The sequence below is a fragment of the Afipia sp. GAS231 genome (assembly GCF_900103365.1).
Lineage (GTDB): Bacteria > Pseudomonadota > Alphaproteobacteria > Rhizobiales > Xanthobacteraceae > Bradyrhizobium.
In genome coordinates this window covers 8,222-25,551 of sequence record NZ_LT629703.1, presented here as the reverse complement: position 1 = coordinate 25,551, position 17,330 = coordinate 8,222, and the positions used below count along the sequence as shown (strand labels likewise).

The 17,330-nt window shown below is 62.1% G+C and carries 3 protein-coding genes; 1 reads left to right on the top strand and 2 read right to left on the bottom strand.

The window, feature by feature from the left end:
• Window positions 1-16 precede the first annotated feature (16 nt).
• Both BLS26_RS00055 and BLS26_RS00050 read right to left on the bottom strand, forming a co-directional pair.
• Window positions 17-673: a DsbA family protein gene (locus BLS26_RS00055; protein ID WP_092507321.1), complete on the bottom strand. Its 657-nt coding sequence runs from the start codon at window positions 671-673 to the stop codon at window positions 17-19.
• Between the two features lie 83 nt (window positions 674-756).
• Window positions 757-3,003 (bottom strand): BTAD domain-containing putative transcriptional regulator, encoded by a 2,247-nt coding sequence (locus BLS26_RS00050; RefSeq protein WP_092507319.1) that lies wholly within the window; start codon window positions 3,001-3,003, stop codon window positions 757-759.
• Between the two features lie 263 nt (window positions 3,004-3,266).
• Between BLS26_RS00050 and BLS26_RS00045 the strand changes: the two genes are divergently transcribed.
• Complete coding sequence (locus BLS26_RS00045; RefSeq protein WP_092507317.1) at window positions 3,267-17,297, top strand: VCBS domain-containing protein; 14,031 nt, start codon at window positions 3,267-3,269, stop codon at window positions 17,295-17,297.
• The last annotated feature ends 33 nt before the right edge of the window (window positions 17,298-17,330 follow it).

Here is a 17,330-nt window from a genome sequence, read left to right as displayed (position 1 = left end):
TTGACTATTGCCCCGGCTATTTCCGCAGCATCGGCTTGAGCCGCTCTTCGAGTTCCTCGTACGACATCGAGCCCTGAAGCTTGACGCCGTTCAGGAAGAAGGTCGGTGTCGAAACCACGTTCAACTGTTTCAGCGCATATTGCTGGTCGGCGGCGAGCCGGTCGAGCTGGGCCTGATCCTTGACGCACCCCTCGACTTCCGGCTCGCTCATTCCCTTCATCTTGCCGACAAAGAACAGCGTCTCCTTTGTGTGCGCCACCAGCTGCTCCTGCAGCCTGAACAGGGTCTCGACCGCATCGAGGTATTTTTCGGAATCATCCTTGGCGATGCAGCGGGCCAGCATCGAGGCCGCCGCGGCCTTGGGGTCGAGCGGGAACTCGCGAAACACGAAGCGCACCTTGCCGGTGTCGATGAATTTCGACCGCAGCATCGGAAACACATTCTCGCCGAAGGCGGCGCAATGCGGGCAGCTCATCGAGGCGTATTCAGTGATGGTCAGGGGTGCCTTCGCCGAGCCGATCACGATGTCGGGCAGCGATACCGGCTTGGCGACGGCCACGGCAACGGCGCTTTGCGCGTTGGCGGGAGCGGTGCAGGCGAGGGCTGCGAAAGCGAGCAGAACGACGAAAATGGTACGGCGACGAACGGTCAACGGGGTACTCCGGAGCAACATTGGTGGGGTCGATGCCCCCATCATTCCCCGCGGAACCGGTTTACCTTCTACAGCTCTCGAAGGCAAAACCCGGGTCGTGGGGGCTATCGTTCCGGCGAGCCGAAGGCCAGCATCAGGCCTTCGTGCAGCTTGGAGTTCTCGCTGCGACCGAATTGCCGGGGCATATCGTCGTTTTCCAGGTTCGGCGCGAAGGTCTTGAGTTGGGCGGCAAAGCGCCGGGCCTCAGCGGGTTCGTTGGCCAGCGCGTAGGCGGCGACAAGGCCCGCCCAGCTTCTGGGATAGCCGGGATTGATCGCGATCGAGCGATCGAACAAGGCAATCGCCTCGCGGTAGTCGCCGAGCTCCAGTTCCGCATTGCCTGCGAACTCGAGCCAGACCGGCATGATCGGGTCGCGCGGAGACAGCAACATCGCATAGCGGACGTGTTCGAGGCCTTCGGAAACTTTCCCGGAACGGATCAGACCGTTGCCGATCTGGGCGTGGGCACTGGCGTCGCTGGGATCGATCCTGATCGCCCGTTCCAGATGTTGCAGGGCTTCAGGCAATGTCGGCAACCGGTTGAGCGCGAGCGCCAGATAGAAATGCGCCTGGCTCGACTCGGGATCACGTACCAGCACCTGGCGCAGGATGGCTTCCGCCTTGTTGCGATGGCCGGCCGGATCGGTATCCAGAACCTGTGCGCCCATCCGGGCGTGATAGGCGCCGATGCCAACCTGTGCCGACAAGGTATTCGGATCGCGCTCCAGCGCCTTGTTGAACAGTGCAAGCGCCTGCTTGTAACCTTCGAGATTGACCTGGGACAGCGCAGCCCAGCCGCGATAGGCCAGCGCATCGGCGTCGAAATCGTTCGACAACCGCTGGCTTTCGATCGGAAGCACTTCAAACTGAAGCTCTCGCGCCAACCGGCTGACGATTTCGTCGCGGACGCCCTGGCGGTCGGCGCCGCGACGCTCGACACGGCCGCTCCACACCGACAGGCGGGTGACCGGATTGATCAGTTCGACGTTGACCCGAAGATTGTCATCCTGAAGCCGGACGCTGCCTTCCAGCACATATCTTACCTGCAGTTCGGTGCCGAGCTTGGCGACGTCGATGGCCTGGTTCTGGTAGCTGTGCGCCGTTTGGCGCGAAATCACCCTGAACGAGGGAATGCGTGACAATGTATTGGTCAGATCATCCGTCAGCATGTCGGCGATCAACTGACCCGGTTCGTCGTTTCCGCCGAGACTTGCGAACGGCAGCACCACAATAGGGGTAATGCCCTTCGGCAGTTGCGCCTCGTGGGCGACCGCCGGCGACCGCCATGGGTCGGGCAGGGCGCCGAGCGCCGCGGGCGATTGGAACGAAGACGCCGGGCCGAGTCTCAAAATCGTATGGAGAGACTCGGAAGCGAAAGTTCCCGCGGCCACCAGAATCCCGGCCAACGCCAGCGCCGCCAAAGTCATTCCATCGAGGCGCGGTGTCAGAAAATTCCGTCGAGGCGCGGCGACGGGTGTCGTGGCCGGAGCGAATGCCGAGGCATCAGGGTTGCTTTCGGCGGGCGACAGGTTGGTGCTGTGCTGAGCGTCTTGCAATGGCCCATTGACCCAATCCGCGACATCGGCGCTGCGAAGATTTTCCAGCATCATCCGGGTTTCGCGTTCGGGGGTGACCCCGAGTTCACGCTGAAGCAAACCGGCAAAGGCGCTGGCGCGCGACAACGCTTCGTTCTTGCCGCGATAGCGGGCGTACAAGGCGATCGCGAGGCGATGCCAATCTTCCCGGAGCGGATCGAGCGCCATCAACTGGTCGATGGCCGCCAACGCCTGGTTCGGGTCAATCACCAGATCCGGGCGCCGCACGAAGGTTTCGCAGAGCTGCGCGGCGGCGTGCTGCAGGTGCGTTCGTTGTCCGCCGACCCACTCCTCGAACGCTTCTTCCTCGAGGATGAAGCCGGAGAGAAAATCGCCGGTGAAGAAACGCGCCGCACGCGCGAGTTCCTCGGCGCTCTGCGCACAGGCAAAGGTCGCAAACTCGCGGGCATCGATCGACCACGACGCGGGATCGAGCCGCACGATCTTGGTGTCGGTGATGAACACGTCCGGCGCGAGTTCCTTGCGCAACAAAGCCAGTGCTTGTCGCAAACTCTGCCGCGCCTGCTGATCGGTACAGCCGCCCCAGAGCAATGCCGCCAGTTCCTCGCGGCTTGCCGCGTAATCGCGGCTCATGCCGAGATAGGCCAACACGGCCCCGGTCTTCCTGGTCGGAAGCTGAATCGACGTGGATTCGCTATCCGGAGCGGTAACGCCAAACCGGCCGAGCAAACGCAGACGCATCACAGGCAATGTCATGGGTGACTTTGCATCAAAGATGACTTCGGAACTTCAAACCTGGCTGTGTATCAAAATGATGAATGATTTTTTTGGGTCGGTTCGTCGTTTTTGACGGCCCGCCAGAAATATTCGAATTGATCCTACGAAGTGTGTCTGCCGGAGCAAGCTTATATTTAATAAATGGTTATCGATTTCACGTTTTTTTTGCGCTCCTGTAACGCAGCGTCAGCAGAGTCGCTCCCGATTTTGAATTTCAGAATTCATTTGGGGAAGCGAAAATCATGGCAAATTCGGCAGCAATTATTGGCGCACCGACGGTCAGCGACGTCACCGAAGACACGAATTTGCAGGTTTTGATCGCTGCCGGGCTGATTTCCATCAGTGATTCCGATCCCGGCCAGTCCGCGTTCAGGACGACGGTCATCTCCGCATCCGGCAATCTCGGCTCGTTAACGATCGCCGCCAACGGGTCCTATAGTTACTCGGTCGCCGACAGCGCCGTACAATATTTGGGAGCGGGCGACACCAAAATCGACACCTTCACGGTGACGTCGGTCGACGGCACAACCAAAAAGGTAAGTTTCACCATCCACGGCGTCAACGATGCGGCTGTAATCGGCAACGCGACGGTGCACGACGTCACCGAGGATGCGACCAAGCCGAACCTGATCGCGGCGGGTTCCATTTCGATTTCGGACGTGGACCAGGGTGAAGCAACGTTCAAGACGTCGGTGATTTCGGCCGGCGGCAATCTCGGAACCCTGACGCTCTCGAGCAACGGGTCGTACCGCTATTCAGTCGCCGACAGCGCCGTGCAGTATCTCGGCGCCGGCGACACCAAAGTCGACACCTTCACGGTGACGTCGACCGACGGCACAACCAAACAGATCAGTTTTACCATCCACGGCGCTAACGACGCGGCAGTGATCGGCACGCCGACCGTTCACGACGTGACCGAAGATGCCACCCAGCCGCTTTTGACCGCCAACGGCACGATCTCGATCACGGATGTCGATCAGGGCCAGGCCGCGTTCCAGTCCACCGTGGTTTCTGCCGCCAGCAATTTGGGAACGCTGACGCTGGCCGCGAACGGCAGCTACAGCTATTCTGTCGCCGACAGCGCCGTGCAATATCTCGGCGCCGGCGACACCAAGGTCGACACCTTCACGGTGACGTCGCTCGACGGCACCACCAAGCAGGTGAGTTTTACGATTCACGGCGTCAACGACGCGGCGGTGATCGGCGCGCCGACCGTGCACGACGTGACGGAGGATGCGACCAAGCCGTCCTTGACGGCGAGTGGCGCGATCTCGATTTCGGACGTTGATCAGGGCGAGGCATCATTCAAGACATCGGTCATTTCGGCCGCCGGCAATCTGGGCCACCTCACGCTCGCGACGAACGGGTCGTACAGCTATTCGGTTTCTGACCACGCGGTGCAATATCTCGGCGCCAGCGACACAAAAGTCGACACATTCACGGTGACGTCGACCGACGGCACAACAAAACAGATCAGCTTTACCATCCACGGCGTCAACGACGTAGCCGTGATCGGCACGCCGACCGTCCACGACGTGACCGAAGATACCACCCAGCCGCTTTTGACCGCGAGCGGCACGATCTCAATCACGGATGCCGATCAGGGCCAGGCCGCGTTCCAGACCTCGGTGATTTCAGCCGCCGATAGTCTCGGGAACCTGACGATTGCGGCCGACGGCTCGTACAGCTATTCGGTCGCTGACAGCGCGGTGCAGTATTTGGGAAGAGGCGACACCAAGGTCGACACCTTTACGGTGACATCGCTCGACGGCACCACCAAGCAGGTGAGCTTTACGATCCACGGCGTCAACGATGCCGCCGTGATCGGCAATCCGACGGTCCACGACGTCACTGCCGATCCGAGCAAAGTGACACTGACGGCGACCGGTTCGATCTCGATCACCGATGTCGACCAGGGACAGGCGTCCTTCAAGACGTCGGTGATATCGGCATCGGGCAATCTCGGCCACCTCACGCTCGCCAGCAATGGCACCTATTCCTATTCCGTGGCGGAAAGCGCCGCGGCGCAACTTGGCACCGGCGGCACCAAGGTCGACACCTTTACGGTCACCTCGTTCGACGGCACCACCAAACAGATTACCTTTACAGTCCACGGCGCAGGCGCGGTCAATCACCCGGCGACGATCGGCGATCCGACCGTCCACGATGTGACGGAGGATGCGTCCGTCAACAGCGCCGGAAACCTGACGGCGGTCGGCACTATTTCGATCTCGGATCCCGACGTGGGGCAGGCCGCCTTCCAGACCACGACGACGTCAGCCAGCGGAAATCTCGGCTCACTCGTCCTCGCCAGCAACGGCAACTATACCTATGCGGTCGCCGACAGCGCCGTGCAGTATCTCGGCACGGGCGATACCAAGGTCGATACCTTTACCATCACGTCGGTGGACGGCACGACCAAGCAGGTCTCCTTCACCATTCACGGCGTCAACGATGCCGCCGTTATCACCGGCACCAGCACGGTCAACCTGACCGAAACCAACGCCGTGCTGACCACCGGCGGCACGCTGGCCGCGACCGACGTCGACAGTCCCAACACGTTCGTGGCGCAGAACAACGTCGCCGGCAGCAACGGCTATGGTCACTTTACCATCGGCGCCAACGGGGTCTGGACCTATACCACCACCAGCGCGCATGACGAGTTCGTCGGTGGCACCACCTATACCGATACCCTGACGGTAACGACCGCGGACGGCACCCCGCAGGTGCTGACCGTCAACATCACAGGCACCAACGATGCGGCCGTCATCACCGGCACCAGTACGGTCAATCTGGCCGAAACCAACGCCGTGCTGACCACCGGCGGCACGCTGACCGCGACCGACGTCGACAGCTCCAACACTTTCGTGGCGCAGAACAACGTCGCCGGCAGCAACGGCTATGGTCACTTCAATATCGGCACCAACGGGGTCTGGACCTACAGCACCGACACGGCGCATGACGAGTTCGTCGGCGGCACGACCTATACCGATACCCTGACGGTAACGACCGCGGACGGCACCCCGCAGGTGCTGACCGTCAACATCACAGGCACCAACGATGCCGCCGTCATTACCGGCACCAGCACGGTCAATCTGACCGAAACCAACGCCGTGCTGACCACCGGCGGCACGCTGGCCGCGACCGACGTCGACAGCCCCAACACGTTCGTGGCGCAGAACAACGTCGCCGGCAGCAACGGCTATGGTCACTTCAATATCGGCACCAACGGGGTCTGGACCTACAGCACCGACACGGCGCATGACGAGTTCGTCGGCGGCACGACCTATACCGATACCCTGACGGTAACGACCGCGGACGGCACCCCGCAGGTGCTGACCGTCAACATCACAGGCACCAACGATGCCGCCGTCATTACCGGCACCAGCACGGTCAATCTGACCGAAACCAACGCCGTGCTGTCCACCGGCGGCACGCTGACCGCGGCCGACGTCGACAGCTCGAACGCCTTTGTCGCGCAGAACAACGTCGCTGGCAGCAACGGCTATGGTCACTTCACCATTGGTACCAACGGCGTCTGGACTTATGCCACTACCAGCGCGCATGACGAGTTCGTCGGCGGCACCACCTATACCGATACCCTGACGGTAACGACCGCGGACGGCACCCCGCAGGTGCTGACCGTCAACATCACAGGCACCAACGATGCCGCCGTCATCACCGGCACCAGCACGGTCAATCTGACAGAGACCAACGCGGTGCTGACCACCGGCGGCACGCTGGCCGCGACCGACGTCGACAGCCCGAACACGTTCGTGGCGCAGAACAACGTCGCCGGTAGCAACGCCTATGGTCACTTCAATATCGGCACCAACGGCGTCTGGACCTACAGCACCGACACGGCGCACAACGAGTTCGTCAGCGGCACGACCTATACCGATACCCTGACGGTAACGACCGCGGACGGCACCCCGCAAGTGCTGACCGTCAACATCACAGGCACCAACGATGCCGCCGTGATCGGCCAGCCATCCGTGGCCGACGTCACCGAAGATGTCTCCGTCAACGGTGCCGGGACTCTGGTCGCATCTGGCTCGATCTCGATCTCGGATGTCGATAGCACGGCCGCGTTCCAGGCTGGCGTCAACGGCGCGGTTGGAAATCTCGGTTCTCTCGCACTTGCCGCCAACGGCACCTACACCTACACGGTCGCCGACAGCCTCACACAGTATCTCGGCGCCAACGACACCAAGACCGATACCTTCACGGTGACGGCGGTGGACGGCACCAGCAAGCAGGTCAGTTTCAACATTCACGGGACGCAGGATGCCCCGACCTTGTCCGTCGGAACATCGGCGACCGGCGCGGATAACGCCAATATTTCGCTGGCCGTGACCGCCGGGCTGATCGACACCAGCAATGCGCTGTCGATCGCCATCCAGAACGTTCCGTCGGGTTACACGTTGAATCACGGCACGCTGTCGGACGACGGATCGACGTATGTCCTGAGCTCGACAGACCTGACCGGATTGGCCCTGCAGCCCGTTGGTGGCCTTGCCAAGCCCGGAAACTTCAGCCTCCACGTCGTGGCATCTTCGGGCGACGGCACGCACACCGCCTCGACCAGCGCGGATATCGCCGTCACTGTCACGGCAAATCCGAACGAGTTCAACGGCTTTGCACTGGACGGTTACGTTGCCGGCGCCACCGTGTTCGCCGACGCGAACAATAACGGCATTCTCGATGCCGGCGAGGCGCACACGACCACCAATGCCGACGGCAGCTTTACGCTGAACGGAGGAAGCGGTCCGCTCGTGATGTTCGGCGGCACGGATATTTCCACCAATCTGACCTTTAATGGCGTGTTGAAGGCGCCGGAGGGATCGACCGTCGTCACGCCGTTGACGACGCTGATCGTGGCGATCACCACGGCCAATCCCACCGTTTCGACCGCCGATGCCGCAACCCAGGTCTCGACGGCGTTCGGCCTCGATCCCTCCAAGGATCTGACGACCTTCGATCCGGTCGCTGCCGCCGTTTCAGGCGGCGCGGACGCTGCCTCGGCAAGCGCCATTCTCTCGGCGGGAATCCAGGTTCAGAGCACGGTCGCCCAGGTTTCCGCGGTCGGAGGCTCGGCCGACCAGGTCTTCACCGCGATTGCCAGCACCGTCACGACCAGCGTGAGCAGTTCCACCACGGTTGACCTCAGCGCGTCGTCCACGGTCCACGACATCGTTTCGAATTCGGGCGTCAGTGCAGACGCGGCTTCGGCCGTGGCGGACGTCGTGTCGGCCGCGAACGGCAGCATCCAGTCCGCGGGCGCCGATGTAACTGCGCTGGCGCAGGCCGCCGTCGTGGCCCAGGGTGCGGCGACCACGCAGTTGGCAAATACCGACTTCAGCAACTCGGCGCAGGTGGACGCGCTTCATCAAACTTACGTCACCGATCTCGGCACCCAGGTCACCAATGCGGTGGTCGGCGTCACCGGTCTGGCGCTCGTCGGCACGCTGGGAGCGGACGTCCTGACCGGCGGGCCCGGCAACGATGCCATCGACGGGTTGGACGGCAACGATACGCTCATCGGCGGCGCCGGCAACGATCAGCTCTACGGCAATCTCGGCAATGACACCCTGACGGGCGGCGCCGGCGACGACCGCCTCGATGGCGGCCCCGGTTTCGATCGTGCCACCTACGCAGATGCGACGGGCGGCATCACCGTCGACCTTGCGGCCGGAACCGCCTCCGGCCCCGGCGTTGGCAATGACACGCTGGTGTCGATCGAAGCCGTCAGCGGCAGCGACTTTGCCGATACCTACAGTGCCGTAGGCTTTACGGGCTCAACCCAGCTCCCCGGGCGTCCTGCGGGCTTCAACGAGTTCGAGGGCCGGGGTGGCGACGACATTATCCATGGAACCGTCAACGCGTCCGGCGAAATTCTGACGCGCATTTCCTATGTCAGCGCTGCGGCAGCCGTCACGGTGGACATCGCGGCCGGTACGGGGCATGGGACCGCGGCGGGCGACGTCGCAGGGGTCGGCAACGATACGTTCGACCACGTCAACGCCATCGTCGGGTCGGCCTATGACGACACGCTGCTCGGCAGCAACAATCCGAACGGCACCTATGAGCAGTTCGACGGCCGTGCCGGCAACGACTACATCGACGGCCGGGGCGGCTACGACTTCGCGGTCTACAACCTCGACCCCAACACGACCACCGGCATTACCGTGCATCTCGCGGCCGGCATCGTTACCGGCGATGCGACGATCGGCACCGATACGTTGCGTTCGGTCGAGGCCGTGCGCGGCACCAATTTCGCCGACGTCTACGATGCCACCGGATTCAGCGGCACCAGCACCAATGCGGGCTCGTCCGGCACCTTCAACAACTTCGACGGCGAGGGCGGCAACGACACCATCATTGGTAACGGCAATACGCGAATTCAGTATTCGCAGTCGCTCGCTGCCGTGACCGTTGACCTGGCCGCCGGCACCGCGCACGGCACGGCGCCAGGCGACATCGCCAACGTCGGCACCGACACCTTCACCGGCGTCAACGCCGTGATGGGCTCGATGTTCGACGACACCCTGTTGGGCAGCGCCGTCAACGACACCTTCCAGGGCCTCGCCGGAAACGACTATATCGACGGCCGCGGCGGCTTCGACACCGCCCAGTACAACAACCTCACCTATGTTACCGGCGCCATCAGCGTCGACATGGCGTCCGGCGTCGTGATCGGCGATGCCTCCAACGGCACCGATACCCTGCGCTCGATCGAAGGCATCCAGGGCACGTTCTTCAACGATACCTATGTGGCGACCGGTTACGGCCAGGCAGGTGCGCTCAACGTCGGCAACAACGGCACCTTCAACCAGTTCGAAGGTATGGGCGGCAACGATACTATCACCGGAAACGGCAATACGCGCCTCGGCTATTTCAACGCGACAGCGGGTGTGACCGTCAATATTGCGACCGGCATTGCGACCGGCGACACCTCGGTCGGGACGGACACCTTCACCGGCGTCAACAGCGTCACCGGTTCGGCCTTTAACGACACCATCATCGGTGACGGCAACAGCAACACCCTGACCGGCGGCGGCGGCAACGACACCATCGATGGCGGTGGCGGCGCCGATCTTGCCTTGTATACCGGCGCGAGGGGCGGCTACACGATTTCGTTCAACACGCCGTCAGCCGGTCAGGTCCAGGTTCAGGACAACACGGCGGGGCGTGACGGCACGGATACCCTCACCAACATCGAGGTGCTGCAATTCAGCGACCAGTCGGACCTGATCGCATCGGGCAGCGCGGGCTCCCCGATCGACCTTTCCGACAACCGGCTGTTCTTCGGCGCGACCGCCAATCCGTTCAATGTGCTGACCGGGTCCAACAACGACTTCGTCAAGATCGGCTTCAGCCTTTCCGGCCACCTCATCAATCTGGGGGCAGGAACCGGCGATACCGTCATTCTCGGCCAGACCGGATTCTACAACCTCAACCTCGTGAACGTCGAAAATCTCGTCGGCAGCGCCGGCAACGATACCGCGAACTTCACGACCAATCTCAACGGGCTCAACGTCGATCTCGGCGCCGGCAATGACTTCGTCAATCTCGCCAACGGCGCCAATACGCTGAGCGTGACCAATGTCGAGAACATCAATGCGACCGATTTCTCCGGTACCGCATCGAACGACACGCTGACGCTGTCCAACAATGTCAGCGGCCTCAGCGTGAACCTGGCGCAGGGCAACAACACGCTGAACCTGGCGGCCGGCCCCAACTCCTTCACCAACATCTTCAACGTTCAGCACGTCAACGGCACCGCCGGCGACGACACGCTGTCGATATCGAACGGATTCTTCGAACCCGGCAACAATCCGGTCGTCGATCTCGGCGCCGGCAACAACACCCTCAACTTCGGCATGCAGGGACTGACCCTGACCGCGCTGAATATCCAGCACCTGAACGGCAATGCGCTCGATAACTTCGTCAACATCAACAACAATGTCAGCGGCATTGCGATCGATCTCGGCCTCGGCAACGACAACCTCAACCTGGCCAACGGCGTCAATTCGCTCAGCGTGACCAACGTCGAAAATATCCAGTCGAGCGATTTCAGCGGACCCGCGTCCAACGACACGCTGACCCTGACTAACAATGTCAGCGGTCTGAGCGTCAATCTCCAGCAAGGCTTCAACACCTTGAACCTCGCTGCTGCCGGAAACAACCAGCTCGACAACCTCTTCAACGTCGATGTCGTCAACGGCAGCGCCGGCGACGACACCTTGTCGCTCGGGATGGGCATCTATACGCCCAACAACGATCTCGTGATCGATCTCGGCGGCGGCAACAACACGCTGAATATCGCCGGCAACAACGCGAGCTTGAGCCTGCTCAACACCGCGCATCTCAACGGCAGTTCGCTGGATAACTTCATTTCCCTGAACAACGACGTCACCGGTCTTGCGGTCGACCTCGGCCTCGGCAACGACACCCTGAATCTGGCGAGCGGCACCAATTCCGTGAGCCTGTCCAACGTCGAGAACGTCAACTCGGCGGACTATTTCGGCGGCCCCGCCGCGGCATCGGACGACACGCTGACGCTGCTCAACGACGTCAGCGGCATCACCATCAACCTGCAGCAGGGCAACAACACGCTCGATCTCGCGGCGGGAACCAATTCGCTGACCGCCTATAATGTGCAGACCATCAACGGCAGCGCGTCAGACGACACGCTGACGCTGCAGAACCAGATCTTCAGCACGACGATCGACCTCGGCGGCGGCAACAATTCGCTGAACCTAGCGGACGGCGGCAACAACGTCACCGTTGCCAACGTCGCAAACGTGACCGGCGGCAACGGCAACGACGGTATCGTCGTGACCGGCGCCGGGACCACCACCGTGACCGGCGGCCTCGGTCAGGACAGCATCACCGCAGGCTCGGCGCCGCTCAACGTCCGCTTCACCAGCGCCGCGGATTCGTATGCCAACGGGGGCGGGGATACCGTCAACAATTTCAACGCCGCCAACGACACCTTCATATTCGATCACGTCGGCGGACTGGCCAGCGGCATTCACTTCGTCGGTAGCGCCGGCTTCGACGGGGCCGGGGCGGAAGCCCGGCTGACCGGGAACTACCTGCAGATCGACGTCAACGGCGACGGCCAGTTCGGCGCCGGGGACATGGAGCTCAACCTCAACGGCCTGATCGGCACGCTGAGTGACGCCAATTTCGTGGCTGTGGGCATCGACCATGCCCCGACGGACATCCTGCTGTCCGCAGCCACCGTGGCGGAAAACAGTGCCAACGGGACTGTGGTCGGCGCGCTGTCGGCGATCGACCCGGATACCGGCGATACCGCGACTTTCAGCCTGGTCAACGATGCCGGCGGCCTGTTTGCGATTTCGAACGGCAATCTCGTCGTCAATGGTCCGCTCAACTACGAAGCCGCGTCCTCGGAGCAGGTGACGATCCGTGTCACCGACTCCGGCGGGCTGACCCATGACAAGAATTTCACCATCGCCGTCACCGACGTCAACGAAGCGCCGACGGCCGTGGTGCTGTCGAACCAGGTCACTTCAACCGCGGAAAATGGCGGCGACGTCAAGGTCGCCGATATCGCCGTCACCGACGATGCGCTCGGCACCAACACGCTGTCGCTGTCCGGAGCCGATGCGAGCTCGTTCTCGATCGTGGCCGGCGCCGGCGGACCTGAGCTGCACTTCATTGGTTCGGCCAACTTCGAGGCGAAAGCCTCTTACAACGTCACCGTTAACGCCAACGATGCCTCGGCCAGCAATCACGTCGCACCCGACGCCTCGCAGGCCTTCCATCTCATCATTACCGACGTCAACGAGGCGCCGACGATCACCTCGGGCACGACCGCCAGCGTGGCGGAGAATGCGCCGACCAGCACGGTCGTGTACCAGGCTGTCGCCAGCGATCCGGATACGACCGCGCCGAACAATGTCATTACCTGGAGTCTGACCGGAACCGATGCAGCAGCCTTCAGCATCGACGCCGGCGGCAATGTCACCTTGAACAGCCCGGCGAACTTCGAGGCCAAGAACTCCTACAGCATCAATGTCGTCGCAACCGACGGCGGAGCTCTGTTCGACAGCAAGGCCGTGACCGTCAGCATCATCGACGTCAACGAGGCGCCGACGGCCGTTGCGCTCAACAACCAGGTGACTGCCACGGCGGAGAACGGCGGCGACGTCAAGGTCGCCGACATCGCCATCACCGACGACGCGCTCGGTACCAACGTGCTGTCGCTGTCCGGCGCCGATGCGGCCTCGTTCGCGATCGAAAACAGCACTGAACTGCACTTCCTCGGCGGCGCGAATTTCGAGGCCAAGACGTCCTACGACGTGACGGTCAACGTCAACGACGTCACCGCCAGCAATCACGTCGCTCCCGACGCGTCGCAGAACTTCCATCTCGCCATCACCAACGTCAACGAAGCCCCGACCGACATCTCGCTGTCCAACAGCACGATCGGGCAGAGCACGGCCAACAATACTGTCATCGGCGTCCTGTCGGCCGTCGATCCCGACGCCGGCGATACGGCGACGTTCTCGCTGGTCGACAACGCCGGCGGCCAATTCGCGGTCAGCGGCAACAATCTCGTGGTCGCAGGATCGTTGACGGCCGGAGCCCAACAGATTGTCGTGCGTGACACCGACTCGGGCGGCTTGACCTTCGACAAGACCCTTACGATCAACGTGAGCAGCGGTGCGACAATCGTCGGCGATGCGACCAACAACACACTGGTCGGCACTGCGGGCGACGACCTGATCCAGGGCCTCGCCGGTAACGACCGGCTTCAGGGTCTGGCCGGCAACGACACGCTCGACGGCGGTATCGGGTTCGATCGGGCCATCTATACGGATGCGACTGCCGGCATTTCCTTCAATCTGGCGTCCGGCACGGTCAACGGTAGCGCTGCCGGCGTCGGCACCGACACCCTGATCGGGATCGAAGGCATCGTCGGCACCAACTTTGCCGATACTTACGATGCCACCGGTTTTGCCGGCGATACCAGCGTTGCCGGAACCAACGTCGGCTTCAACGAGTTCGAGGGCAAGGGCGGCAACGATACGATCACGGGGGCCTTCAACAGCCAGGGCGCTCCGTTGACGCGAATTTCCTATGTCAGCGCCACCGGAAGCGTCACGGTCGACCTGCAGGCGCACACGGCAACTGGCGACTCCTCGGTCGGAACGGACACGCTGGTCGGCTCGGGATTTGCGGGCGTAGTTGGGTCCGCAGGTGCCGACACCTTGCTCGGCTCCAACAATCCATCCGGAACCGTCGAGGTGTTCGAGGGCCGGGGTGGCAATGACACCATCAACGGCAGGGGTGGCTTCGATCGGGCGGACTACGCGCTCGATCCGACAACGACGTCGGGCATCACCGTGAACATGGCCGCCGGCCAAGTGGTCGGTGATGCCACGGTCGGCACCGATACCCTTCTTTCGGTCGAATCCGTGCGTGGTACCAACTTCGCCGATAGCTACACCGCGACCGGTTTTTCGGGAACCAGCACCAATGCTGGCTCCAACGGCACCTTCAACGAATTCAACGGTATGGGCGGCAACGACACCATTGTCGGCAACGGCAATACCCGCATTTCCTACATCAATGCGACCGGCGGGGTCACCGTCGACATGCAGACCGGCTCCACGCCGGGCACCGGCACCGCCACGGGCGACGCCTCGACCGGCACCGATAGCTTCAGCGGCGTCAATGCCGTCCAGGGGTCGATGTTCGACGACACGATACACGGCAGCAACAACGCCACTGGCACTGAAACCTTCTATGGCGGGGCCGGTAACGACTTTATCGACGGCCGCGGCGGCTTCGATCTTGCGACCTACAACAACATCTACTTCTCGACCGGGCCGGTCACCGTGAACATGGGGGCGGGTACGGCAACGGGTGATGCTTCGATCGGCAACGACACGCTGCGGTCGATCGAGGCGATCCAGGGCACCAACTTCAACGACGTGTACGATGCCAGCACCTACGGCACCGCCGGTGCCCTCAACATCGGCAACAACGGCACGTTCAATCAGTTCGAGGGTCTTGGCGGCAACGACACGATTACCGGCAACGGCAACACCCGGTTGATCTACAGCTCCGCGACCGGCGGCGTGAACGTCAACATGCTGGCCGGCACCGTGACTGGTGACGCATCCGTCGGAACCGACACGTTCAACGGCGTCAACAGCGTATTCGGAAGCAACCTTGCCGACACCTACGTCGCCACCGGATTTGCCATCGATACCGGACCGTTCGGCAGCGGGAACTTCAACCTGTTCGAAGGCCAGGGAGGCAACGACACCATTACCGGCAACGGCAATACCCGCATCACCTATACCAACGCTGCCGCGGCGGTCACGGTCGACTTGTCGCTCGGCACCGCGCACGGCACGGCCGGCGGTGATGTTGCCAACGTCGGCACGGACACGATCACCGGCGGCGTCAACAGCGTACAGGGCTCGAACTTCAACGACACCCTGATCGGCAGCGCCGCCAACGAATCCTTCTTCGGTGGCTCCGGCAACGACAGCATCAGCGCGGGAGGCGGCAACGACACCATTACCGGCGGCGCAGGCAACGACATCATCGATGGCGGCGCCGGCACCGATATGGCGATCTACACCGGTCCGTCCGCAAGCTACACCATCAACCTCGTGGCCGGAACGGTGGCTGACAACCGGTCAGGAACGCCTGATGGCACCGATACGCTGACCAATGTCGAGGTGCTTCAGTTCAGCGACAAATACATGATGATCGCTTCGGGTTCTGCAGGAAGCCCGATCGATATTTCGGGTCAGAACCTGTTCGGCAACACCAATACAATAACGGGAACCGGAAGTGACGACTACCTCGTGATTGGAAACAACGCCTTCGGCCACCCGATCGACCTTGGGGCAGGGAACGATACCGTTATTGTCGCTGCCAACGCCGGCTTCGTGCAGTTGAACCTGCTTAACGTCGAGCACGTCATCGGCAGCAGCGGCGACGACACTGTCAACCTTACCAATGATGCCACCGGGTTGTCGGTCGATCTCGGTAGCGGCCATGACACGCTCAACCTCGCCAACGGCTTCAATACGTTGACGCTCAACAACGTCGAGCAGATCTTCGGCACCGATTTCAGCGGAAGTTCCGACGACACCTTGACGCTGCTCAACGACGTCACGGGGCTGTCGGTCAATCTCGGCAATGGCACCAACACCCTGAATCTGGCGGCGGGAGCCAATACCCTGGGCGATGTCTTCGATGTCCAGCATATCAACGGCAGCGCCGGAGACGACGTGCTGACGATAACGGGGAACCTTGGCGCTCCGACCGGCGTGACCATCGATCTCGGCGCCGGTGACAATACCGTCGATGCCTACACGGCCAATCTCTCAGCGAGCCTGGTCAATGTCGAGCATCTCAACGGCAACGCGTCGGACAACTTCGTCACGCTGCAGAGCGACGTGACCGGCCTGTCGGTCGACCTCGGAGGCGGAAACAATTCGCTCGCGCTCGCCAACGGGACCAATTCGATTGGTCTTGCGAACGTAACGAATATCTACGGCAGCGACTTTACCGGTGGTGTTAACCCCAGTGACGACACACTCACCTTGCTCAACGATGTCAGCGGCGTCACCGTCAATCTCGGCGACGGCAACAACACGCTGAACCTCGCTGCCGGCAGCAACTCGTTCGACAATCTCTTCAACATCAATCACGTCAACGGCACGTCGTCGGACGACACCTTGACGATCCAGGGCAACACCGGTGGTACGATCGATCTCGGCGGCGGCAACGACACGTTGAACCTGAATGGAGGGTCGTTCGGCCTCACGGTCGCTAACACTGAAACGATCAACGGCAGCGCTAATTTCGACACCATCACGATCAGCAACGCCGTTACCGGCAGCACCACGATCACCGCCGGCGCCGGTGCCGATAACATCACGGCCAGCGCCGGCCAGGACAATTTCCGCTTCACCAGCGTGGCGGATTCCACCATCAACGGCCAGTCCGACACGATCACGAACTTCGATGCCGGCCATGACACGTTCACCTTCGCCGGCATCACGGTCGCAGGCGGTTCGATCGACTACGTCGGGGCAGGCGCTTTCGAAGGCGCAGGTCACGCCTCGGCGGTGCTGCAGAACTTCGGCCCGGGCAACGACGTGCTGAATATCGATATCAACGGCGATGGCGTGATGGACTCTGCCGATATGGTCGTCAACCTCGCCAACCTGACGGGAACGCTGCACAGTTCCAACTTCCTGCTGGCGTAGGCGAGCAGGGGATGCCCCGGGAGAGCCGCACCG